This window comes from Saccharomonospora cyanea NA-134 (assembly GCF_000244975.1).
GTDB lineage: Bacteria > Actinomycetota > Actinomycetes > Mycobacteriales > Pseudonocardiaceae > Saccharomonospora > Saccharomonospora cyanea.
Genome location: NZ_CM001440.1, coordinates 284,537 through 304,768, shown reverse-complemented (window position 1 = coordinate 304,768; position 20,232 = coordinate 284,537). Strand labels below are relative to the sequence as shown.

The window sequence follows — 20,232 nt, the reverse complement described above, 5'->3', positions numbered from 1 at the left end:
ACGGGCTCTCCGACGGCCTCCTCTGCGTGTGCGCGCCGCGTCGTGCGGGTCGCCGTTCTTCACCGGCTTCTCCTCGTACTCGGGCTCGCGGTCGGCGGCTGGGTGGTGTCCGTCCTCGTCGCAGGCGCCGCGACCGCCGACGAGGCCTCCGGCCCGGCTCCCGACCTGCCGGGGTGTTCCCACGAGGCCGTCGCCACCCGCGAGGACCGAGTGCAGGAGGCCGGAGCCGACCCCGACGACTGCGAGGCGCGGCCCTCCCCGGAGGACACCACCGACGGCACCGACTCCACCGACGGGAGCACGGACTCCACCGACGGGTCCGACTCCACCGGCTCCACGGACGGGACCGAGCCCACCGAGCCCACCGGCCCCACCGAGCCCACCGAGTCCGCCGACGGGACCGACTCCGAGCAGCCCGTCGTCCAGCCCGGCACCGAACTCCCCGCCCCGGACAAGGACACCGACGACACCGACAGCACCGACCTCCCGGATGACAGTGCCGACCGGAGCTCCGACACCGGCTCCGGCGAGCTTCCCGACGAGGTCGACATCGCCCTCCCCGGGGCACCGTCGCCCGAGATGGTCCGCGAACCGACGCTGCTGGAGCCCGTCCGACCGCTGCTGGGGGCCACCACCGGCACGCTGCTGTCCACCACGAGGGACCTCGCACACACCGCGGGCAGCCTCACCGACCTGCTGGTCGGGGCTCTGCCGGAGGTCACCGACCCGATTCGCGACACGATCGAGGACGTCGTCGACGTGCCCGGCACGCTGCCCGGCGGTAGGTCGCCCGTGGACGTGCTCCCCGGATTCCCGCTGCCCCGGCTCCCGATCGACATCGGCCACCTCGTCCCCGTGGGCCCCGGCGATCGACCCGACCGGCCGGACGGCGAAGCACGCATCGAGCCCGTCGCCTCGCCGAGGAAGGCTCCGGAACCGCCACCCGTCACTCCACGGCACGCCGCTGAGAGCGGCGATCGCGTGACCGAGATCTCCGGCACCTCCCACTGGACGGTCCCTGAGGCCGAGGACGGCACCGAGGCGAAGGACGGCCGCTCGTCACGTCCCCTCGGGCCCGTCGCTCCGTCGCCGGCCGCTCCGGCGTCCGTCGCAGCGCCGTCGAACGTTGCGGCGTCGCCTCAGGACGGCTCCCAGCACCTTCACCGCGGCGAGCACGGCGTCCTGGACGACCTCCCCACGGTGACGCAACTCCGCCTGCTCGGCAGCAGCCGCGATCACGACGTCGTCGGCGTCAGCAGAGAAGCCGCGCTGCCCACCACCTCTCCTGACTGACACGGCCCTCGGTAGCCGGTCGTCCGCGCATCGTTCTCGCGGGTGTCACCGGCGACGGTCACGTCCATCGACGCCGTTTACCAAGAGGTTGTCCCGTGTATTCCACTCTTCCCGCTCGGCCGACCGCGCCCGGCCGTGACGGGTCATGGCCTCGGTTCCACGATGCCCCCGTGGTTTCGAGGCCCACGGGTGCGCGTCGGCGGTTTTCGCCCACCGCGCCGGGCGAAGACCCCGCACCGATGCGCACCTGAGCCGAAGGGTCTTCCCGGCATGGCGAGGGGCGATGCCGGGAACGGCCCACGGCGCCCGTGCCCTTCCCCGGGCACGGTGACGAGCCGGTGCGCCGGATGCCACACCGTCCTTTTCCCTGGAGTGACGGCCTTACCTCGCATCCGGCGCACCGGCTGTTCCCCCGCCGCTGTGTCGCACCCCACCCCGATTCGGCCATTGGCCGGTGGATTGGCTCTGTTCAGCCGCCCGGCTCTCTCGCATATTGACCGAGTGGCATCGGTGAAGGCCCCCGTCGAACTCAGTCCCGTCCCCGTCACCACGGCTCCCACCCGCCGGCTGACCCAGCTCTTCGCCGGCTTGGTCTGCTACGGCACGAGCATGGCGATGATGACCCGCTCGGGGCTGGGTCTGAACCCGTGGGACGTGTTGCACGAGGGCGTGGCCGATCGCACCGCGCTCAGCTTCGGCACGGTCACCGCGTTGACCGCGGTGGTGGTGCTCGGGTTGTGGATCCCACTGCGGCAACGTCCCGGTGTCGGCACCGTGGCCAACGTCGTCGTCATCGCCGTGGTCGTCGACGTGGTGAGGTTCGTGCTCCCCGACGCGCACCACCTGGCGTGGCAGGCGGCCTTGCTGCTCGGCGGGATCGTGTTGAACGGCCTCGCGACGGCCGTCTACGTCGGGGCCCGCCTCGGGCCGGGACCACGGGACGGGCTCATGACGGGGTTGTCGGCGCGCACGGGCGCCTCGGTGCGGTTGGTTCGCACGGCCATCGAACTGGTGGTGCTCGCGTCGGGGTGGCTGCTCGGCGGCACGGTGGGTGTCGGCACCGTGCTGTACGCGCTGGCCATCGGCCCGCTGGCCCAGTTCTTCCTGCCGTACGTCACGTGGTCGCCGAAGCGCGGGTGACGTTCGCTCCTCACGCGGTTCCCAGGTGCCTGCGCACGGCGCTCCGGGTGACACCCGCGTCCGCCAGCACGTCGGCCACCGGCCCCTGCACCCCGAGCGTGGCCAGCAGAAGGTGGTCCACGGTGATCCGCTTCTCGCCGAGTTCCTTCGCCTCCTCCAGTGAGCGGAGCAGCACTCGCCGCGTCGCGTCGGTGAAGGGCAGGTGGCCGCCGAAGAAGCCTCGACGGCGCCGGGGACCGGAGGACTCGTCGTGGTCCCTGCCCAGCCGGTCGAGCATGTCCTCCACGTCGATTCCCACGGCGGCCAACGCCTCGACCTCGGCGTCGCTGACACCTCCGCGTCGGCGCGTCTTGTCGAGTTCCGCCTCGACCATGCCGGGTTCCACCCCGTTCTCGGCGAGCACGCGATGCACCGCACCGACGGGCTGTCGGAGGAGTGCGTAGGCCAGGTGGCTGGAGTCGACGTGTGGGCAGCCCTGCTCCACTGCGATGGTCTGTGATCCCACGACGACGTCCTTGACGGCCCGGTCGAATCTTTCGAACATCAGCGCCTCCCGTGTTTCTTGTGGACCGCTTGCCTGCTCACGCCCAACGCGTCGGCGATCTCCTGCCAGGACCATCCCTGTGCCCGTGCGCTGCGCACCTGGACCGCTTCGAGTTGCTCCAGCAGGCGCCGCAACGCCGCCACGGCACGGAGCCCGATCCTCGGATCGCGATCGCCCACCCTGGCCGCGAGTTCGGTTGCCTCAACCATGGTGTCAACATAGGTTGACACGCCGATTTTGTCAACCAAGATTGACGACCGATACCGTCGTCCCGTGCCTCGAATCGACATCGCCGAACACCCTGGCGTGGGCCTCGACGGCCTGCCCCGCCCCACCGAGGACCGGGTCGTCGTCGCCGCCGACACCGTGGTGGTCCTCGACGGCGCGACCGAGATGCGGGAGGGGCTGCCGAGCGGCGGCTGGTACTCCCGCCTCCTCGCCGAGCGGATCGGCGACAGGCTGCGCGCGAACGCGGGAGAGGACCTCGGCACGCTCCTGGCGGAGTCGATCGCACACGTGGCCGCGGAGCAGGACCTGACACCGCGCCGCGCGCCGTCGAGCACGGTGGCGATGCTGCGCTGGACACCCGAACACGTCGAGGCGCTGGTGCTCGCGGACAGCCCGGTGGTCGCGTTCACGCCCGACGGACCCGACGTGGTGCACGACGACCGCCTGGACCGGCTGCGCGCGGCGGGTGCTCTACGCACACGAGCCGAGGTCGATCGGCTCCGCAACAGCGAGGGCGGCTTCTGGGTCGCCGAGGCCGTCCCGGAGGCGGCTTCGCACGCACTCCGTCGTCGCTGGCCCCGCGCGGGCGTCGACGCCGCGGTGCTCGCGACCGACGGCGTGTCGGTAGGCGTGGACACCTACGGCGTGTTCGACTGGCCCGGGGTGCTGCGGCTGTCACGCAGCGCGGGAGCCGAGGCGGTACTGGACGCCGTGCGGCGGGCGGAGGCCGACGACCCCGAGTGTCGTCGCTGGCCGCGGTCGAAACGACACGACGACCAGGCCCTCGTTGTGATCGACTTCGCTGCGGATCAGGCAACAATCAGGGACGAACCCTGAGGACAACGCTCCGTGAGGCGAGGAAACTCGCTGTATGGGGCAACTGGGGACAAAAGCGGCATCCATCAGGGGCGCCGAGAGCGCCACCACTCGGGTGCACTCCTGGACATTCGCGGCCACCGCCTCACTGGGGTGGGCGTTGTTCACGTTCACGGTCCTGCACATCGTCAGTTCGTTCGACCCGCTCACCGATCCGGTCAGCCGCTACGCCTTCACCGACAGGGGCCAGGGAATGCTGGAGGCGACTCTGCTGTCCTTCGCCGTCGGTGTCGTGGCGGTGCGGGGCGCGCTGCTCGCCTCCGGCCTCACTGTCAGCCGCACCGCCACGATCCTGGTGTTCGCCGCGGCGACGGGCCTGGTGGCCGCGGCGTTGTTCCCGGCGACGTTCACCTCGGACATCGACCCGGTGAGCGGCGTGATCCACCAGTACGCGAGCCTGATCGCGTTCCTCTCGGTGCCCGGCATCGCGTTGTGCCTGCTCGACCAGCTCCGCGAGGCCGGCGACGCCCTGCGCGACACGCGACGCGCCCTACTGCGTCTCGCGTGGGTCTCGGTCGCACTGCTCGTCCTGTTCGGCGCGACCTACCTCGCCGACAAGGTCCCGGCCGACACCTTCCCGTTGTCGACACCGCTGACGCTGTTCGGCTCGCTGCCGGAGGGCCTGGTCCAGCGCCTCGTGTTCGTCGCCGACTTCGCCTTGCTCGCGGCACTCCTGGTACTCGCGAACCGGGCCGCGTGGGCACGGGCCTCTCGATGACCGGCGGCCACCCGATCGGCGGACAGGTGTCGCCCGTCCGTTCGTATCCGAGTCGCGACGTCCCGCTCACCGTGTGCAACATTGTGCCGTGGGCCTCACCGAATCCGCGACCTGTCCGGGGTCGGCTGTCACCGGGAAATCCCGGCAACGGCCGGACCTCCGAACTCGTGCACCGCGGTCAGTTCCGCTGGTCCTCGATGGTCGGGCTCAGCTGCGGATCCCTGCCGTGCTGCCCCGGAACGGGCGTCACCACCGGACCCCGCTGCAACTGGATGTTCGTGCCGGTGGTGGCCCGTGGAGCGGGACGCGCATACCGTTCGTCGGTGGCGCGGACGTCGTGCATCTGGGACATGACCGCCATCGTCACCGCGTGCACGAGGGCCAGCAGCAACAGCAGGATGCCGAGGTTGCCGACGATCGCGCGGACGGTGTGCCCACCGAAATCGAAGTTCAACACGGACAACAGAGCCAGGAAACCGAACATGACGAGGTGGAACAGAACGGTGACGAGTTTGGCCATCGAGTGGACGGAGTCACCCTCTGAGTCCACATCGGACAAATAGCGCTTGCCACTGCGGTAGAGCATCTGACCGTCCGCCACGATCATGATCAGGCCCAGGGCGATGAACGCGAGGTAAGCGTCGGTACCCACGTCAGCCTCCTTTCCGTGACCAGCGAAGTCACCTCACCGCTCGTACCCAGTCGCCTGCTGCGAGAAACCAGGCGTGTAACGCCGCCACCCAGCGGGTACGTGTCATTCACGGCAGGCACAGCGCTGTCTTTCGACCCCACCGACCTCGCGTACGCCGACGAGACCAACCAGGAGCACTCGTGAACACGACGCACACCTCGACGGCTCCGAGCCAGAACCCCCGGCCGGTGCTGCCGTACACCGAGGAACCCGACCCCGAGCAACGCCGCAGGGCGGTCCGAGCCGTCGCCTCGGCGGCGCTCGACGCCAAGGACTGCGCAGAGCTGCTCGAAGCGCTGGGACTGGCGCCCGAAGAGGGCAGGCCCGTACCCACCCAACGCACTCGATGACACGTCGAGCCGGCGTCCTCGACACGGTCAGGGTCGCCGGTGAGGTCTTCGTGCCGACGCTCGCGGGTGGCGTGCTCAAACGCAGACCCCGCGTCATGGCACTGGCCGACCGGCTGCAGCTCGACCGCGTCGCGGTACGCACGCTGCGGCGGCTTCGGGCCCGGTACGGTACCGGGCCCGTCTTGCTGCGGGTGCCGGGTCGCCGGATCGCGGTGCTGCTCGACCCGGACGACGTGAGCCGGGTCCTGAAAGCCACCCCGGCGCCGTTCAGCCCCGCGGCGTGGGAGAAACGCAAAGCCCTCGGCCACTTCCAACCCCACGCCGTGCTGGCCACCCCGATGCCCGAGCGAGCGCCGCGTCGCCGCTACAACGAGGCGGTGCTGGAGACGTCGCACGCCGAGCACTCGCTCGCCGCGCAGATCCGCGTGCTGGTGCGGGAGGAAACGCGACAACTGCTCGCCGACACGACCGAGCTCGACTGGTCCGGGTTCCAACGGGCCTGGTGGCGGATCGTTCGGCGTCTCGTGCTCGGCGACTCGGCCCGCGACGACACCGAGATCACCGACGCACTCGCCGCGCTGCGACTGCGCGGGAACTGGGCTTTTCTGGCGCCCAGGGCACGTCAGCGTCGCGAGCGGTTCCGCGAACGCCTGGACGCCTACCTCCACCGGGCCGAGCCGGGCAGCCTCGCGGCGACGGTCGCGCGACACCCCGTCAGAAACACCGAAAACACTGAAAACACCGAAAACGCTGAGAACACCGAGAACGGAGTGGATCCGCACGGGCAGGTGCCGCACTGGCTGTTCGCCTTCGACGCCGCGGGCATGGTCACGCTCCGCACGCTGGCCTTGCTGGCCACCCACCCGGAGCAGGCCGAGGCGGCCAGGAAGGAACTGAGCGGAGGCGAGCGCACGTGGCCGTTCCTCCGGGCGTGCGTGCTCGACACCGTGCGGCTGTGGCCGACGACGCCGGTGGTGTTGCGCGAAAGCACCACGGCCACCTCCTGGCAGGGCACGCAACTGCCACCGAACACGCTGTTCGTCGTGTTCGCGCCGTACTTCCACCGCGAGAGCGACCTCGTGCCGTTCGCGGACCGGTTCGCACCCGAGGCGTGGCTCGACGGCCGGGCACGCGACTTTCCGGCGCTGGTCCCGTTCAGCGAGGGCCCCGGGAAGTGTCCCGGTGAGAACCTGGTGTTGCTGGTCACCAGCACGCTGTTGGCGGAGTTGCTCCGCGAGGGCGAGTACCGGCTGCTGGCGCCGAGGACTCTGCGATCACGCACTCACGCGCACGACCGTCTGCCCGCCACCGTGGACAACTTCGGGCTCCGGTTCGCCTTCGAACCTCACGAAGCGCGCCTGAGCTCCCCGTAACGGTCGCCCTCACAACCGCAGCCGCTCTCGACGTCCTCGCACCGGATGACGAGCGTGTGCCTGAGAAGCTGCACGTCCGCGCAGCCGGGATCGGTGCAGTCGGCACCGCCGTCGACGTGCAGCACCACCGTGCCGTGGCAGTGGTCGAGACCCGTCCGGCAGCTCACACAGCTCATGCGGACTTGGTACCACCCGGCTCCGGCACCGCCGTGCGCGACACGCCCGCAGCGAGGCGCTCGACACGACCGGAGGTGACGGACACAAGTCTTGACCACGCCCCACCGAGCGGTAACGTTTCCTTAGAGCGGCAATGACATTCCGTGAAGCGGAAAGCGGGTGGGTGCTGATGCTCGACGCGACGGTGCGTTCGACACTGGCCGCCGCGGTCGGCGAGGACAACGTCATCTCCGACCCGGTCGGCCTGCGCAGCTACGAATGCGACGGGCTCACCGGTTTCCGCGTGGTTCCCGATCTCGTGGTGCTGCCCACCGACACCGCGAGCGTCGCCGCCGCCGTGCGCACGTGCCACGACCACGGCGTGCCGTACGTGGCGAGAGGCGCCGGGACCGGGCTGTCCGGGGGCGCACTGCCCGTCGCCGACGGCGTGGTGATCTCACTCCAGCGACTGCGTCGGGTGCTGGAGGTCGACCCCGTCGACCGGCGCGCCACCCTGCAACCCGGCGTCACCAACCTCGACATCACCAGGGCCGCGGCGCCGCACGGGCTCTACTACGCGCCCGACCCGTCCAGCCAGCAGGTCTGCACGATCGGCGGCAACGTGGCGGAGAACTCCGGCGGCGCCCACTGCCTGAAGTACGGCTTCACCACCAACCACGTGCTGTCGATGACCGTCGTGCTGCCCGACGGAGACGTGGTCACGCTCGGCGGCGACACGGGCGAGCAACTCGGGCCCGACCTGCGCGGCGTGTTCATCGGCTCGGAAGGCACGCTCGGCATCGTCTGCGAGGTCACGGTGCGGCTGCTGCCGGTGCCGGAGACCGTTCGCACGCTGCTCGCCGACTTCGACTCCGTACGCGACGCGGGAGAGGTGGTGAGCGACATCGTGGCCGCGGGCATCGTGCCCGCCGCGGTCGAGATGATGGACAACCTCGCCATCCAGGCCGCCGAGCAGGCCGTGCACGCCGGGTACACGCTGAGCACGGCCGCCGCGCTCGTGGTGGAGCTCGACGGGCCCGCCACCGAGTGCGCCGAACAGTTCGAGCAGGTCAAGGCCATCTGCGAACGGCACGGGTGCACGCGGCTGCACATCGCGGGCAACGCGGTCGAACGCGCCAAGATCTGGAAGGGCCGCAAGGCCGCCTTCGCCGCCGTCGGACGCATCAGCCCCGACTACTTCGTGCAGGACGGCGTGGTGCCCCGTACGCGCCTCGCCGAGGTCCTCGGCCGCATCGAGGAGATGGGCCGCGAGGAGGGCCTGCGCGTGGCCAACGTGTTCCACGCGGGCGACGGCAACCTCCACCCGCTGGTGCTCTACAGCACCGCCGCGGGCGAGCAGGACCGTGCCGAGAAGTTGTCCAAGCAGATCGCGGAACTGTGTGTCGAGCTGGGCGGCTCGCTGTCCGGCGAACACGGCATCGGCACCGACAAGGCATGTTCGATGCCACGCATGTTCGGCGTCGACGACCTCACCACGATGGACCGTGTGCGCTCGGCGTTCGACCCGCGGCGCCTGTGCAACCCCGGCAAGCTGCTGCCCACGCCGAGGCTCTGCGGCGAGGCTCCGGGCCCCTACCGCCCGCACCCGCTGGAGGAGGCAGGAGTGATCGAACGGCTATGACGTCGACGCCGACCATGCTCGCGCCCACCGACATCCACGAGGCGCACGAGGCGCTCGCCGACACCCAAGGACCCGTCGAGATCCGCGGGGCCGGGACCGCGTCGGGCTGGGCCGATCCCGCGCGGATCGCCCCGACCGTGCTCGACACGACCCGGATGACGGGAGTGCTCACCTACAACCCGGCGGACATGACCGTGTCCGTCAGGGCCGGGACGCCGTTGCGTGTCCTCGAAGCCGAACTCGCGGCACACCGGCAGCGGATCGCGTTCGACGCGGCCAGGACGCAACGCGGCGCCACCGTCGGCGGTCTCGTCGCGACGGCGGACTCCGGGCCGCTGTCGCTGGCCTACGGTTCACTGCGCGACCTGGTGATCGGCGCGACGGTCGTGCTCGCCGACGGCACCGTGGCCCGCACCGGTGGGCACGTCATCAAGAACGTCGCGGGCTACGACCTGGCCAAACTCGCACACGGCTCCTACGGCGTGTTCGGGCTGCTCGCCGAGATCGTGCTGCGGGTACACCCGATCCCGTCGGCCACCCGCACGGTGTGTGTCGAGGTTCCCCTGCACACCGCCGCGGAACACGCCGTCTCGGTGCTGTCGGGGCAGAGCGAACCCGTGGCCCTGGAGTGGTTCGACGGGATGCTGCTGGCCCGGCTGGAAGGCACCACCGAAGGCACCGAGGCACGGGCACGCCGGCTCGCGGCCGACCTCGGAGGCACCGTGCTCGACGAGGACTCCGCCGACACGGTGTGGGCCCGGCACGCCGAACTGGTCGAGGCGGCGAGCGTCCGGATCGGAGTGCGGCCCAGCAGGCTGCCCGGCGTGCTCGCCGCGTGCGGCACCGGCGGCACCGGGGCGGCCGTCGGGCTCGGCACGGGAGTGGCGACGTTGTCCGTGCCCGACCCGGACATCGAGACGGTGCACGACGCCGTCACGGCCGCGCAGGGCACCTCCGTGGTCCGGCGCGCCGTACCACGAGGCGTGCGCGCCTGGGGCCAGGTTCCGTCGGCAGTGCGGGTGCTGCGGGCGCTGAAGGACGAACTCGACCCGGAGGGCCGGTTGTGCCCCGGCCGCCTCGGGTCGTGGTTGGACGATCGGGAGGCGACACCGTGACCGAGCTTTCTGGACAGTCGAGTTTCGACTCCCACAACCCACCGGAAAGGGAGTTGCTCGACGACTGCGTGCACTGCGGGTTCTGCCTGCCGACGTGTCCGACGTACCAGCTGTGGGGAGAGGAGATGGACTCCCCACGCGGCCGGATCTACCTGATGGACCTCGCGGAACGCGGCGAGATCGGGCTGGACGGATCGTTCACCCAGCACATCGACGCGTGCCTGGGCTGCATGGCCTGCGTGACCGCGTGCCCGTCCGGCGTGCAGTACGACCGGCTGCTGGAGGCCACGCGCCCGCAGATCGAACGCAACGTCGAGCGGCGGACACCCGACCGGCTGTTCCGGAACGCCATCTTCGCGCTGTTCCCCTATCGGCGCAGGCTGCGTGCGGCGGCGGTACTGGGCCTGGCCTACCAGAAGTCCGGGGTGCCGAAACTCCTCGAACGCGTGCTCCCGCCACGGCTGCGTGCCGCCCAGGCGCTGCTCCCTCCCGTGCGGCTGCGGGACGCGTTCGCGTCCCTGCCCCGGCGCGTCCGGCCGAAGGGGCCGGTGCGGCGACGGGTCGCCATGCTCTCCGGCTGCGTGCAGGACGTGTTCTTCCACGAGGTCAACGCCGCCACGCAGCGCGTGCTCGCCGCCGAGGGCTGTGAGGTGCTGACGCCCAGGCAGCAGGGCTGCTGTGGCGCGTTGGGGCTGCACGCGGGCCGCGAGGAACACGCCGTCGACCGCGCCAAGCGCACCATCGCCACGTTCGAGAAACTGCCGGTGGACACCATCGTCGTGAACGTGGCCGGGTGCGGGTCGTCGATGAAGGAGTACGCGCACCTGCTGGCCGACGACCCCGAGTGGGCCGACCGCGCGCGGGAGTTCAGCGCCAAGGTGCGGGACGTGAGCGAGCTGCTCGCGGAGCTGGAACCGCGGGCGCCGAGGCAGCGGATGGAGGCCAGGGTCGCCTACCACGACGCGTGCCACCTCGGCCACGCGCAGGGAGTGCGCGAGCAGCCGAGGGCCGTGCTGCGCACCATCCCCGGACTGGAAGTGGTGGATCTGCCGGAGGCCGAACTGTGTTGTGGGTCGGCGGGCATCTACAACCTCGTCCAGCCGGAACCCGCCGCCGAGCTCGGTGAACGTAAGGCGGGCAACGTCCGCGCCGTCGCGCCGGACCTGCTGGTGACGGCCAACCCGGGTTGCCTGTTGCAGATCCGCCGCTACCTCGACGACGTCCCCATGATGCATCCGGTCCAACTACTGGACCGGGCGATCAACGGGACCGAGGGGTAGCCGACCCAGCCTGTGCACGCGTGTCCGCAGCCTGTGGCGCGGCCACGCGTTCGAGAAGTGCGGACACACGTACCGGAACTGCGGACACGCGTCGACAAGCTGCGGACACGACGGCCGACGCTCCGGGCGTTCAGGCACTAGCGTGGGACACGTGCGAGCACACCGAATCTTCGCCGCGTACTACGACCGGCTGAACGCCGCCGCAGAGCGAAGCTTCCTCGGGCAGCGTCGCGAGGCACTGCTGCACGGCCTGACGGGGGCGGTCCTCGACGTCGGCGCGGGCACCGGCGCCAACCTGCCCTATCTCCGCTCTGCGGAGCGTGTCGTGGCCGTCGAGCCGGACCCGGCCATGAGGGTTCGGCTGGCTCGCCGAGCCGCCGAAACGAGCATCCCCGTGGATGTCTCCGACGCGTCGGCCGAGGCGCTGCCGTTCGCCGACGCCTCCTTCGACGCGGTGGTGTTCACGCTCGTGCTCTGCACCGTCACCGACCCGGACGCGGCACTCGCGGAGGCTCGGCGCGTGCTGCGCGACGACGGGCGGCTGGTGCTGCTGGAACACGTCCGGGGCGACGGCCGTCTGGCCCGCGTTCAGGACCGCATCACACCGTTGTGGAAGGTCCTCGGCGCAGGCTGTCACCCCAACCGGAACACTCTCGGCACTCTGCGGCGTCGTGGCGAGTTCGAGCTCGACGAGGTGGAGGAGTTCGCCGAGCTCCCCCGTTGGGTGCCGGCGAGTCCCATGATCCAGGTGACGGCACGCCCCGCCCGCTGAACCCGCGTACGGGAAGTGCGAACACCCGTACAGGAAGTGCGGACACGCGTGCACAACCTGCGGACACGATGTCAGTACGGGGCCGGGACCATGTTCGCCGATGCCATCACGTGCTGGATCAGGGTGACGAGGACCTGCTTGGTGGACTCGCGGTCGCGCGCGTCGCACAGCAACACCGGCACCCCCGGACCCACGTCGAGCGCCGCGCGCACCTCCTCGGTGCCGTACCGGTGGGCTTTGTCGAAACAGTTCACGCCGACGACGAACGGCAGCCCCCTGCGTTCGAAGAAGTCCACGGCGGGGAAACAGGACTCCAACCGGCGCGTGTCCGCGAGGACCACCGCGCCGAGCGCCCCCTGCGCCAGCTCGTCCCACATGAACCAGAACCGGTCCTGTCCCGGTGTGCCGAACAGGTACAGGATCAGGTCGGGGCTGATCGTGATGCGCCCGAAGTCCAGCGCCACCGTGGTGGTGCTCTTGGCCTCCACGCCGGAAAGATCGTCGACGCCTTCCGACGCGGACGTCAGCATCTCCTCGGTACGCAAGGGCGGTACCTCGCTCACCGAGCCCACCATCGTCGTCTTGCCGACACCGAAACCACCGGCGATCAGCAGCTTCACCGCCGTCGCCCTCAGGCGCCGGTCGTCAGAGTTTGCGGATACCATCGAGAACCGCCTGCAGTACGTGCTTGTTGGGTGTTTCGGTCGGGGGCGCGGCCTTACGGAAGATCACGTAGTTCTGCTCGATCAAATCACTGAGCAGAACCTTCACCACGGGCAGGGGGAGGTCGATGTGACCTCCGACCTCCGCCACCGACATCGGGTGTTGGCACAGCCGGACGATCTTCGCGTACTCCTCGGGGAGATGCGTGGCCTCTGCCGGAGTGCACAGCGCCACCACCAGCGTCATCATGTCGAGGCCGTAGTTGTCCGACCGGGTCCGGCCGCCGGTCACGACATACGAGCGGACGAGGCCAGCGCCCTCGTCCGACCACATCTCCTCGTCGTCTCGGCTCATGGCGTGATGTGGTGCTCCACCCGAGGCGCGGCGCTCAGCACGGCGCCGACGCGCTTCACCATCATGTTCATCGCGTAGGCCACCATGCCCATGTCCGCGTCCTCGGACGTCAGCAGCGCGAGGCACGCACCGCGCCCGGCCGCCGTGACGAACAGGAAGGCGTGGTCCATCTCGACGACCGTCTGCCTCACCTGCCCTCCGCCGAAGTGCCGTCCCGTGCCCCTCGCGAGGCTCTGGAAGGCGGAGGCGACGGCCGAGAGATGCTCACCGTCCCCTTCGGACAAGTTGCTCGAACGACCGATCAGCAGTCCGTCGGACGACAGGACGACAGCTCGGTCGGCTCCAGCGACCTGGCTCACCAAATCGTCGAGCAGCCAGTCGAGTTCGTTGACTACCGAGTTGGCCATGGTGTTCCTCAGTCTCCAGAATCGTCGGGGCCGGGTTGGTGCTGTCGAGCTCGGCGGGTTCCCTGCTGGAACGCCGAGAGCCTGCTGCGGGCCTGCTCGGGCGAGGTGTCGCCGGCGTCCTCGTTCCCGGCGACATCACCGCCACCCACGCGATCGAGGGTGCTGGTGTCGTCCATGAGCTGCGGCGCGAGGTTCTGCTGCTTGCGGCGACGCGGTAGCGGCGGCCGTTCCCCGTCGAGGCCGCCTTCGGCGGGCGGCGTGGCGGAGACGGGCCTGGCGCTCTCCGGGCCACCGGGCTGCACCGGCCGCTCGTGCGCGGGCCGGGCCTGGTGCCGGGGCCGGGACTCCCCGGCCGGGCGTGCCGCTCTCGGCAGTTCCCTCGGCAGCTTGGGCACGTATCGAGTCGGCTCCGACTCCGCGTCCTCCTCGGCGTGCCTGCCCACGCTCCGCGACGAGTCCGGCGTCCACTCGAGCACGTCCTCCTCCAGCAGTTCTCCCTGCACGGCTTCGACGGTGTTCTCGGAGTGGTCGCCCGCCGGGTTTTCCGGCTCCTCCTCACCGCGACGCCTGCGCCGGGGCAGTTCGGGGCGGTCGAGGTGGTCGCCACCGCCCGCGGGCAGCTGCTTGGGCTCGCTCGGCGGCGACACCGGCGCGCGGCGCACGGTGGCCGTTCCCGGGTCGTCGGTGAACGTCGGCTCCAGCGTGGTGGTCACGGTGGTCGCGTTCGCGCCGTTGACCTTCTCGCTGCCGTTGCGCCTCGGGAGGGCTCTCGGCCTGCGACTGACCGGCGCCACCGGGCTGTCGCTCTGCGGTTCCCGAGCGGTCTCGGGTGGTGTCGTGACGTCCTCGTCACCCGGCACGTCGCTCAGCAGGTCGGCGCGCACGAGCACGATCGCCCGGGTGCCGCCGTAGGCCGAGTCGCGCAGGGTCACGGTGAGACCGTGTTTCGCCGCCAGCCTGGCGACCACGAACAGTCCGAGCCTCGGTTCCTCGGACAGCGCCATGAAGCTGAAGTCCGGCGGGTTGCGCAGCATCTCGTTGAGCCGGTCCAGTTCCTCGGGCTCCATACCGATGCCCTGGTCCTCGATCTCGATGACCGCGCCCCGGCCCACGAGCTCGCCACGCACCTCCACCCGCGACTGCGGTGGTGAGAACGACGTCGCGTTGTCGATCAACTCGGCGAGCAGGTGCACCAGGTCGCTGACGGCGGGGCCCGCGACGGCGGAGCCGGGCAGCTTGCCCATGCTGACGCGCTTGTAGTCCTCGGTCTCGGCGATCGCACCGCGCACGATGTCGCCCACCGGCACGGGGTTGCGGAACTGCCTGCCGGGCTGCTCGCCACCCAGAATGATCAGGTTCTCGGCGTTGCGGCGTGCCCGCGTCGAAAGGTGGTCGAGCTTGAACAGCAGGTCGAGCTGGTCGGGGTCCTCCTGCTTGCGCTCGGCGGCGTCGAGTGCCGACAGCTGCCGGTGCACGATGACCTGGCTGCGGTGGGCGATGTTGAGGAAGACCTTCTGGGTGCCCTCCCTGGTCTTGGCCTCGTCGACGGCCGCCGCGATGGCGGTGCGCTGTGCCTGGTTGAAGGCCTCCGCGACCTGGCCGATCTCGTCGTCACCGTGGTCGAGGTAGGAAACCTCGGTGGCGAGGTCCACCTGCTCTCCCTTTCGGAGCCGTTCGACGATGCGGGGCATGCGTTCCTCGGCGACGTCGAGAGTGGCCTCTCGGAGTGCGACGAGCCGTTTCACCAGCCGGTCGGACAACCGCCACGCCAGCAGGAACACCGCCAGGGCGGCCGCGATGATCGCCGCGCCCGCGATGATCGACGTGTACAGCGTCGAGTCCGCCTCGTCGAGCGCGAGGTCGGTGGCCACCGTGCTTTGTTCGACGTAGAGGTTCCACAGTGTGGCACCGACCTCGGCGGCCGCGGCTCGCCACGCGGGCTCGGCCACGGGCAGGTCGGTGGTGTTGCCCCGCAGGAACGCGTTCTCGACGCTGGTCAGCGTCTTCCACGCGTCGCCGGACACCAGCGCCTCGTACTTCTCGCGGACCGACGGGATCATGTCGGGCACCGACTGCTGCAACGTGGAGTGGTAGGCACCGACCTGACCGATGTAGGTGCGGAACTCCTGTTCGGTCAGCCCGCCGCCCGCGATACCTGCGGCGGCGAGCGCGTCACCACGCGACATGGCGTCCGCGCTCACGAACAGCGGCATCGCCACCATGCGCTTGTACGCCGTCTCGGCGCTCGGCGTCTCCTGCGCCACGCCGTTCAGGCCGAGCACGTAGGAGTCGATGATCCCGTTGTAGAAGTCGTACGCCTCCTGCAGCGACACGTTCCCCGCGTCGACGTCCCGGCGGAACTCCCCGAGCCGCGAGATCCGCTCCTCGGCGTCGCGGATGTGCTGCCGGACGTTGTCCGGGGCGTCCTCGGCGATGCTCTGCAGGTCGTCGGCCATACCACTGGCCGCGGAGTCGGTCCGCTTGCGCTGCTCCGTGAGCTCCACCCGCAGCGACCGTGTCATGGCGAGCTCCTGCAGCGTCAGCCTGCGTTCCTCGCGCACGTTCGCGAACAGCACACCGGCGGGTCTGGCGGCTTCGTGAACCTTGGTGCTGAAGGACCGGGTCTGTATCGCGTCGAAGACGAGGTACACGGTGAGCACGACGCCGGTCAGCAGGAACACGAGGCTCGGGATGAAGGCGATGGCGAGCACTCGGGTGCGAATGGTCGAACGCCCACTGTGTGAGGCGGCACTCTTGTTCAACAACGCGCTCAAGGCCCTTCCAGCGACACGTATCTCATTGGGCCCCCAAACCCGTGCGACGGACTCAACGCAGCCTCCGACATCGCTAAGCCGCCGCTTAGCGCGAGGTTAGGCAGGTGTCTTCACGAGAGTCAATATGACGTGTGTCCGCCGGGTCGCGTGGGAAGCGACTGTCACGGAGTCACGAGGCCCGCCTCGTAGGCGAAAATTGTCAGCTGGACTCTATTTGCGACGTCGAGTTTGGCAAAGACCCGTGTGATGTGCGTCTTCACGGTGGCCTCACTCATGAACAGCTCCTCGGCGATGCCCGCGTTGGGTTTTCCCTGCGCAACCGCTGTGACGACCTCGCGTTCGCGATCGGTCAGTGTGCTCAGTTTCACCGCGGCCTCCCGACGCCGTGGATTCGCCTTCAACGACACGAAGTGACCGATCAACTGCGTTGTGCTTCGGGGAGACAGCATCGACTCACCTCGCGCGACCACGCGTACCGCGTCGATGATCTCCTGCGGTGAGCTCTCCTTGAGCAGGAAGCCGTTGGCGCCCGCCGTGAGCGCGTCGAACACGTATTCGTCGAGGTCGAACGTGGTCAGGACCAGTACCTTGGGTGGCCGGGGCAGCGCGCGGACCGCCGCCGTCGCGGCGAGCCCGTCCATGCGGGCCATCCGGATGTCCATGACGACGACGTCAGGCGCGTGCCGGTTGACCAGGGGCACGACCTCGTCACCGTCGCTCGCCTGTCCTACGACCTCGATGTCCGGCGTGCTGTCGAGAATCATGGCGAGACCGGTCCGGACCAGCGGATCGTCGTCGACGAGCACTACACGCAGCGGCACCCGGCCATGCTAGGGAGCTGTTCACCCGGCTCTCACACCGCCCGCGTCTCCCCCCTGCGCCCAGGGCAGCCACGCCTTGACGGCGAAGCGGCCCTGCTCGGTGGAGCCGTAGCTGATGGTGCCCTCCAGCTGCGCCACCCGCTCGGCGAGCCCGGCGAGACCGCTGCCCGAACCGATCGGCGCCTCGGCCGGCGCGGACTCGGGCAGCGGGTTGCCGATCTCCACCGTCAGACCGACTCCGGGGCCGCCTCGCACCGTCACGTCCACGGTCGTCGAGGGTGCGTGCTTGAGGACGTTGGTGAGCGACTCCTGCACCACGCGGTAGGCGGTCGTGGCCAGTGTTTCCGGTGCCTCACCCGCGTTGTCGACGAGCACGGTGACGTTCACCGGCAGACCTGCCTCCCGGGTGTTGCCGATCAGCGTGGGCAGATCCGTCAGCCCGGGCGGGCCGTATCTTCGGGGCCGGTCGGGCGCCTGGGAGCCGAACCCCCTGCCGTCCTTGAGCACGCCGATCACCTGACGCAGGTCCTCCAGCGACTGCCGCGCCGTGGTCCGGACCGTGCGCGCGACCTCCGCCGCACGGTCGGACTCCTGTGGCGCCATGACTTCCAGGGCTCCCGCGTGCAGGGACAGCAGCGACAGCCGGTGGCCCAGGACGTCGTGCATCTCCCTGGCGATGCGGGAACGCTCGTCCTTTCGGGCCATCTCCGCCTGCAACGCCCGCTCGGCCTGCGTGTGTCGCGCCAGCTCGCGTTTCGTGCCCCGGTGCGTGCCGAGTGCGGCGGGGATGGCCGTCAGCAGCGCCGCCACGAGCACGACGACCACGAACGGAACCCCGTCCGCCCCAAAGATGATCTTGATGACCGAGACGTCGGCGTGCCGGTGCGCGTCGTGGGCCACCCCCACGGTGGTGGCCACGAACACGGCCGCCACCCCGAGCCAGCCGACCCGGTCGCGCCGGTGCGCGGTCAGCGCCGCGAGCGAGATCAACGCGGCGAGAGCGTCGGCCACGAACACCACCGGCGGAATGACGGCCACTCCCGTCACCACGACGGGGCGGCTGTGTCGCCAGCACAGGAGCACGCCCGCCGTGAGTGCGGCGAGCACTCCGAGCGCGGGTCGCCACGTGACGTCGAGTTGCTCCGAGTGCGGAACGTAGGTCTCCGCGGCGAACACGTAGAGGCTGCTCAACACGCTCGTACCGACGGCAAGCACCGTGACCAGCACGCCGAGCACGGACCTGGCTCGGGAGGAGGCGGACTCGCGCATTGCCCGAGCGTACGGCGGCGAGCCGGAAGGAGTGATCAGCGGATCGGCGCTCGCGCGGGCCGTGGACGACGACTTAAGTCGTACGAGATCACCGACCCGCGGGCGACGCGGCGGAGGCGGCGAACGCGGTTGCATGTCGAGCATCGCAACCAACTGGGAGGACTGGACATGACAACACGACCGGACACGAGGACGGCGGCCCCCACTGCGTCGCCTGAGGTGGCCCGCAACGGGCTGGGCACCGCCGGGTTCGTCGTCGGCCTCATCGGACTGATCCTGTCGCCGCTGCCGTTCATCGGCATTCTGGCCTGGCCCCTGGTCGTGCTGGGCGTGATCTTCTCCGCCGTGGGCATCTCCCGCGTGAAGGCGCGGAAGGCCACCAACAAGGGGCTCTCGATCGCCGGGCTCGTGCTGTCCATCCTCGGCGTGGTGGTCAGCGTCGTGATGTACCTCGCCTACGACCAGGCGGCGAAGGAGATCACCGAAGAGGCCGACCGCACGGTGGACATCACCTACCGGGTGACCGGCGACGCGCCCGAGGCCACCATCTCCTACACGACCTACGGCGACAGCACGAGCTCGGCGACCGAGGACGTCACCGAACTGCCGTGGGAGAAGACCACCGAGGCCAGTGGACTCCTCAAGGGCGGCTCGCTCAGTGTCACCCTCGGTGCCGAGGGCGGCAGCGTGGAGTGCACCGTGATCGTCGACGGCAAGGAGGCCAGGACCGCCACGGCCAGCGGGGCGTACAACACCGCCTCCTGCTCCGACTTCTGATCGCACCGTTCGAGCACCGTGTGACCTGGCACCACCGGAGTAACTCCCGGGGCGGGACGAGCGATATCCCGCATGTCCCGCACCGAGGAGGCCGGTGTCGATGCCGCAACGTATTCCGAGACCGTGGCCAACCACCCGCATGGCCCTGTTCGTCCTCGCGCTGACGTTCGCGACGACGGCGGCGATACAGGTGTCTCTGGCAGCTTCCACCTCGGAGTGGTGGCCGGGCGTGCTGGCCGCCGCTCTGGCAGCGGCGGCCGTGTGGTGCCTGGCCGCGGCTCTCACCACTCGTTGAACAACGTCTGACCGTGCCGCCACCAGCGCGGTTGACATTCGTCACTCCCCGCACGTGCCACACCTTCACTACCGGGAACCGGCCCCGACGGGCACGGTCTCTTTCGAGACGACAGTGGAGGAGATGTGCGAACGGTGTTGAGTGCGCGGGGGTTGGCTCACCGCTACGGCGGGACGACGGCCCTCGACGGCGTCGACCTGACCGTCGGGGCAGGCGGGTGCGTGGCACTGCTCGGCCCCAACGGTGCGGGCAAGACGACGCTGGTGAACCTGCTCGTGGGGTTGCTGCCCCGGCAGCGGGGTGAGATCAGTCTGGCCGGTGGTGATCCGAGGAACGCCTCGACGCGGCGGTGGTTGGGGGTCGTGCAGCATCGCTGGGCCACCCCAGCACGCTGAAGGTCGGCGAGCTGGTCGCCGGTTCGGCTGTCCGGGGTGGACTGCCGAGGTCGAGCGCCGGGCCGATCATGGCGGAACTGGGACTGACCGACCTGGCCGACCGCCGCGCGGCGAAGCTGTCCGGAGGCCAGAAACAGCGCCTGCAACTGGCCATGGCGCTGGTCAACGATCCGGCACTGCTGGTACTCGACGAACCGCCTGCGGGCTGGACACACCCGTCCGCAGGCGGTTCTGGCAGATCCTCGCGACACGGCGGGCGAAGGGCACGGCGATCCTGCTCACCACCCACCTGATCGACG

The 20,232-nt window shown here is 70.0% G+C and carries 24 protein-coding genes; 14 read left to right on the top strand and 10 right to left on the bottom strand.

The genetic code is table 11. From position 1 onward, the window contains the following. Positions 1–42 precede the first annotated feature (42 nt). Both SACCYDRAFT_RS01545 and yczE read left to right on the top strand, forming a co-directional pair. Positions 43–1,293, top strand: a complete 1,251-nt coding sequence (locus SACCYDRAFT_RS01545) for a hypothetical protein (RefSeq protein WP_043536057.1) — start codon at positions 43–45, stop codon at positions 1,291–1,293. A 510-nt stretch (positions 1,294–1,803) separates the two neighbouring features. Next, positions 1,804–2,433: a membrane protein YczE gene (yczE, locus tag SACCYDRAFT_RS01540; protein WP_005452964.1), complete on the top strand. Its 630-nt coding sequence runs from the start codon at positions 1,804–1,806 to the stop codon at positions 2,431–2,433. Positions 2,434–2,443: 10 nt separating this feature from the next. Here the strand turns inward: yczE and SACCYDRAFT_RS01535 are convergent, their stop codons facing one another. After that, entirely contained in the window at positions 2,444–2,977 is a 534-nt protein-coding gene (locus SACCYDRAFT_RS01535; protein ID WP_005452962.1) for a Clp protease N-terminal domain-containing protein, read from the bottom strand. After that, positions 2,977–3,186 (bottom strand): helix-turn-helix domain-containing protein, encoded by a 210-nt coding sequence (locus SACCYDRAFT_RS01530; protein ID WP_005452961.1) that lies wholly within the window; start codon positions 3,184–3,186, stop codon positions 2,977–2,979. Before SACCYDRAFT_RS01530 ends, SACCYDRAFT_RS01535 begins: the two co-directional genes overlap by 1 nt. A gap of 64 nt (positions 3,187–3,250) precedes the next feature. Between SACCYDRAFT_RS01530 and SACCYDRAFT_RS01525 the strand changes: the two genes are divergently transcribed. Together SACCYDRAFT_RS01525 and SACCYDRAFT_RS01520 are read left to right on the top strand one after the other, a co-directional pair. After that, positions 3,251–4,042 carry a protein phosphatase 2C domain-containing protein gene (locus tag SACCYDRAFT_RS01525; RefSeq protein ID WP_043536056.1) on the top strand — a complete coding sequence of 264 codons (792 nt, stop codon included), beginning with the start codon at positions 3,251–3,253 and terminating at the stop codon, positions 4,040–4,042. A 34-nt stretch (positions 4,043–4,076) separates the two neighbouring features. Continuing rightward, positions 4,077–4,799, top strand: coding sequence for a DUF998 domain-containing protein (locus tag SACCYDRAFT_RS01520; RefSeq protein ID WP_005452959.1), 723 nt, complete (start codon positions 4,077–4,079; stop codon positions 4,797–4,799). Positions 4,800–4,977: 178 nt separating this feature from the next. On the opposite strand, the gene SACCYDRAFT_RS01515 is transcribed toward SACCYDRAFT_RS01520, so the two are convergent. After that, positions 4,978–5,451 (bottom strand): hypothetical protein, encoded by a 474-nt coding sequence (locus tag SACCYDRAFT_RS01515; RefSeq protein WP_005452958.1) that lies wholly within the window; start codon positions 5,449–5,451, stop codon positions 4,978–4,980. A gap of 179 nt (positions 5,452–5,630) precedes the next feature. Here SACCYDRAFT_RS01515 and SACCYDRAFT_RS01510 point away from each other — a divergent pair, with 179 nt between their 5' ends. Both SACCYDRAFT_RS01510 and SACCYDRAFT_RS01505 read left to right on the top strand, forming a co-directional pair. Beyond that, entirely contained in the window at positions 5,631–5,840 is a 210-nt protein-coding gene (locus SACCYDRAFT_RS01510; protein WP_005452956.1) for a hypothetical protein, read from the top strand. Beyond that, complete coding sequence (locus SACCYDRAFT_RS01505; protein WP_005452954.1) at positions 5,837–7,213, top strand: cytochrome P450; 1,377 nt, start codon at positions 5,837–5,839, stop codon at positions 7,211–7,213. The genes SACCYDRAFT_RS01510 and SACCYDRAFT_RS01505 overlap by 4 nt, the downstream gene beginning before the upstream one ends. Here SACCYDRAFT_RS01505 and SACCYDRAFT_RS01500 read toward each other — a convergent pair. Next, positions 7,186–7,389 (bottom strand): hypothetical protein, encoded by a 204-nt coding sequence (locus SACCYDRAFT_RS01500; RefSeq protein WP_005452952.1) that lies wholly within the window; start codon positions 7,387–7,389, stop codon positions 7,186–7,188. The genes SACCYDRAFT_RS01505 and SACCYDRAFT_RS01500 overlap by 28 nt on opposite strands. Positions 7,390–7,559: 170 nt before the next feature. On the opposite strand from SACCYDRAFT_RS01500, the gene SACCYDRAFT_RS01495 reads away from it, so the two are divergent. The 4 genes from SACCYDRAFT_RS01495 to SACCYDRAFT_RS01480 all read left to right on the top strand — a co-directional run bounded on the left by SACCYDRAFT_RS01495 (position 7,560) and on the right by SACCYDRAFT_RS01480 (position 12,178). Beyond that, positions 7,560–9,011: an FAD-linked oxidase C-terminal domain-containing protein gene (locus tag SACCYDRAFT_RS01495; RefSeq protein ID WP_043536977.1), complete on the top strand. Its 1,452-nt coding sequence runs from the start codon at positions 7,560–7,562 to the stop codon at positions 9,009–9,011. Beyond that, complete coding sequence (locus SACCYDRAFT_RS01490; protein WP_005452948.1) at positions 9,008–10,126, top strand: FAD-binding oxidoreductase; 1,119 nt, start codon at positions 9,008–9,010, stop codon at positions 10,124–10,126. Before SACCYDRAFT_RS01495 ends, SACCYDRAFT_RS01490 begins: the two co-directional genes overlap by 4 nt. Then, positions 10,123–11,406 carry a glycolate oxidase subunit GlcF gene (glcF, locus tag SACCYDRAFT_RS01485; protein WP_005452945.1) on the top strand — a complete coding sequence of 428 codons (1,284 nt, stop codon included), beginning with the start codon at positions 10,123–10,125 and terminating at the stop codon, positions 11,404–11,406. The genes SACCYDRAFT_RS01490 and glcF overlap by 4 nt, the downstream gene beginning before the upstream one ends. Before the next feature lie 151 nt (positions 11,407–11,557). After that, positions 11,558–12,178 (top strand): class I SAM-dependent methyltransferase, encoded by a 621-nt coding sequence (locus SACCYDRAFT_RS01480; RefSeq protein ID WP_043536975.1) that lies wholly within the window; start codon positions 11,558–11,560, stop codon positions 12,176–12,178. A 71-nt stretch (positions 12,179–12,249) separates the two neighbouring features. Here SACCYDRAFT_RS01480 and SACCYDRAFT_RS01475 read toward each other — a convergent pair whose 3' ends face one another. From SACCYDRAFT_RS01475 to SACCYDRAFT_RS01450, 6 genes are all read right to left on the bottom strand, one after another. Next, positions 12,250–12,843: a GTP-binding protein gene (locus SACCYDRAFT_RS01475; protein WP_005452942.1), complete on the bottom strand. Its 594-nt coding sequence runs from the start codon at positions 12,841–12,843 to the stop codon at positions 12,250–12,252. Continuing rightward, positions 12,824–13,195, bottom strand: a complete 372-nt coding sequence (locus tag SACCYDRAFT_RS01470; protein ID WP_005452941.1) for a DUF742 domain-containing protein — start codon at positions 13,193–13,195, stop codon at positions 12,824–12,826. Before SACCYDRAFT_RS01470 ends, SACCYDRAFT_RS01475 begins: the two co-directional genes overlap by 20 nt. Further along, complete coding sequence (locus tag SACCYDRAFT_RS01465; RefSeq protein WP_005452939.1) at positions 13,192–13,602, bottom strand: roadblock/LC7 domain-containing protein; 411 nt, start codon at positions 13,600–13,602, stop codon at positions 13,192–13,194. The genes SACCYDRAFT_RS01470 and SACCYDRAFT_RS01465 overlap by 4 nt, the downstream gene beginning before the upstream one ends. Positions 13,603–13,610: 8 nt before the next feature. After that, positions 13,611–16,376: a sensor histidine kinase gene (locus SACCYDRAFT_RS01460; RefSeq protein ID WP_005452937.1), complete on the bottom strand. Its 2,766-nt coding sequence runs from the start codon at positions 16,374–16,376 to the stop codon at positions 13,611–13,613. Between the two features lie 161 nt (positions 16,377–16,537). After that, entirely contained in the window at positions 16,538–17,197 is a 660-nt protein-coding gene (locus SACCYDRAFT_RS01455; protein WP_043536052.1) for a response regulator transcription factor, read from the bottom strand. Between the two features lie 21 nt (positions 17,198–17,218). Beyond that, complete coding sequence (locus SACCYDRAFT_RS01450) at positions 17,219–18,466, bottom strand: sensor histidine kinase (protein ID WP_198284968.1); 1,248 nt, start codon at positions 18,464–18,466, stop codon at positions 17,219–17,221. Between the two features lie 168 nt (positions 18,467–18,634). On the opposite strand from SACCYDRAFT_RS01450, the gene SACCYDRAFT_RS01445 reads away from it, so the two are divergent. The 4 genes from SACCYDRAFT_RS01445 to SACCYDRAFT_RS27135 all read left to right on the top strand — a co-directional run bounded on the left by SACCYDRAFT_RS01445 (position 18,635) and on the right by SACCYDRAFT_RS27135 (position 20,226). Then, positions 18,635–19,243 carry a DUF4190 domain-containing protein gene (locus tag SACCYDRAFT_RS01445; RefSeq protein ID WP_005452931.1) on the top strand — a complete coding sequence of 203 codons (609 nt, stop codon included), beginning with the start codon at positions 18,635–18,637 and terminating at the stop codon, positions 19,241–19,243. Between the two features lie 100 nt (positions 19,244–19,343). Then, positions 19,344–19,538 (top strand): hypothetical protein, encoded by a 195-nt coding sequence (locus SACCYDRAFT_RS01440; RefSeq protein WP_005452929.1) that lies wholly within the window; start codon positions 19,344–19,346, stop codon positions 19,536–19,538. Between the two features lie 134 nt (positions 19,539–19,672). Continuing rightward, the gene (locus SACCYDRAFT_RS27140) at positions 19,673–19,933 is read left to right on the top strand and encodes an ATP-binding cassette domain-containing protein (protein ID WP_269744642.1); all 261 of its coding nucleotides are present in this window, start codon (positions 19,673–19,675) and stop codon (positions 19,931–19,933) included. 68 nt (positions 19,934–20,001) lie between these two features. Continuing rightward, a complete protein-coding gene (locus SACCYDRAFT_RS27135; protein ID WP_269744640.1) occupies positions 20,002–20,226 on the top strand; it encodes an ATP-binding cassette domain-containing protein in 225 nt (74 codons plus the stop codon). Positions 20,227–20,232: the final 6 nt, after the last annotated feature.

Coding starts and splice junctions, on each gene's coding strand:
- SACCYDRAFT_RS01535 (WP_005452962.1), bottom strand. CDS start 2,977: ATGTTCGAAAGATTCGACCGGGCCGTCAAGGACGTCGTCGTGGGATCA.
- SACCYDRAFT_RS01530 (WP_005452961.1), bottom strand. CDS start 3,186: ATGGTTGAGGCAACCGAACTCGCGGCCAGGGTGGGCGATCGCGATCCG.
- SACCYDRAFT_RS01520 (WP_005452959.1), top strand. CDS start 4,077: ATGGGGCAACTGGGGACAAAAGCGGCATCCATCAGGGGCGCCGAGAGC.
- SACCYDRAFT_RS01505 (WP_005452954.1), top strand. CDS start 5,837: ATGACACGTCGAGCCGGCGTCCTCGACACGGTCAGGGTCGCCGGTGAG.
- SACCYDRAFT_RS01500 (WP_005452952.1), bottom strand. CDS start 7,389: ATGAGCTGTGTGAGCTGCCGGACGGGTCTCGACCACTGCCACGGCACG.
- SACCYDRAFT_RS01495 (WP_043536977.1), top strand. CDS start 7,560: ATGCTCGACGCGACGGTGCGTTCGACACTGGCCGCCGCGGTCGGCGAG.
- SACCYDRAFT_RS01490 (WP_005452948.1), top strand. CDS start 9,008: ATGACGTCGACGCCGACCATGCTCGCGCCCACCGACATCCACGAGGCG.
- SACCYDRAFT_RS01475 (WP_005452942.1), bottom strand. CDS start 12,843: ATGGTATCCGCAAACTCTGACGACCGGCGCCTGAGGGCGACGGCGGTG.
- SACCYDRAFT_RS01470 (WP_005452941.1), bottom strand. CDS start 13,195: ATGAGCCGAGACGACGAGGAGATGTGGTCGGACGAGGGCGCTGGCCTC.
- SACCYDRAFT_RS01465 (WP_005452939.1), bottom strand. CDS start 13,602: ATGGCCAACTCGGTAGTCAACGAACTCGACTGGCTGCTCGACGATTTG.
- SACCYDRAFT_RS01450 (WP_198284968.1), bottom strand. CDS start 18,466: ATGCGCGAGTCCGCCTCCTCCCGAGCCAGGTCCGTGCTCGGCGTGCTG.
- SACCYDRAFT_RS01445 (WP_005452931.1), top strand. CDS start 18,635: ATGACAACACGACCGGACACGAGGACGGCGGCCCCCACTGCGTCGCCT.
- SACCYDRAFT_RS01440 (WP_005452929.1), top strand. CDS start 19,344: ATGCCGCAACGTATTCCGAGACCGTGGCCAACCACCCGCATGGCCCTG.
- SACCYDRAFT_RS27135 (WP_269744640.1), top strand. CDS start 20,002: ATGGCGGAACTGGGACTGACCGACCTGGCCGACCGCCGCGCGGCGAAG.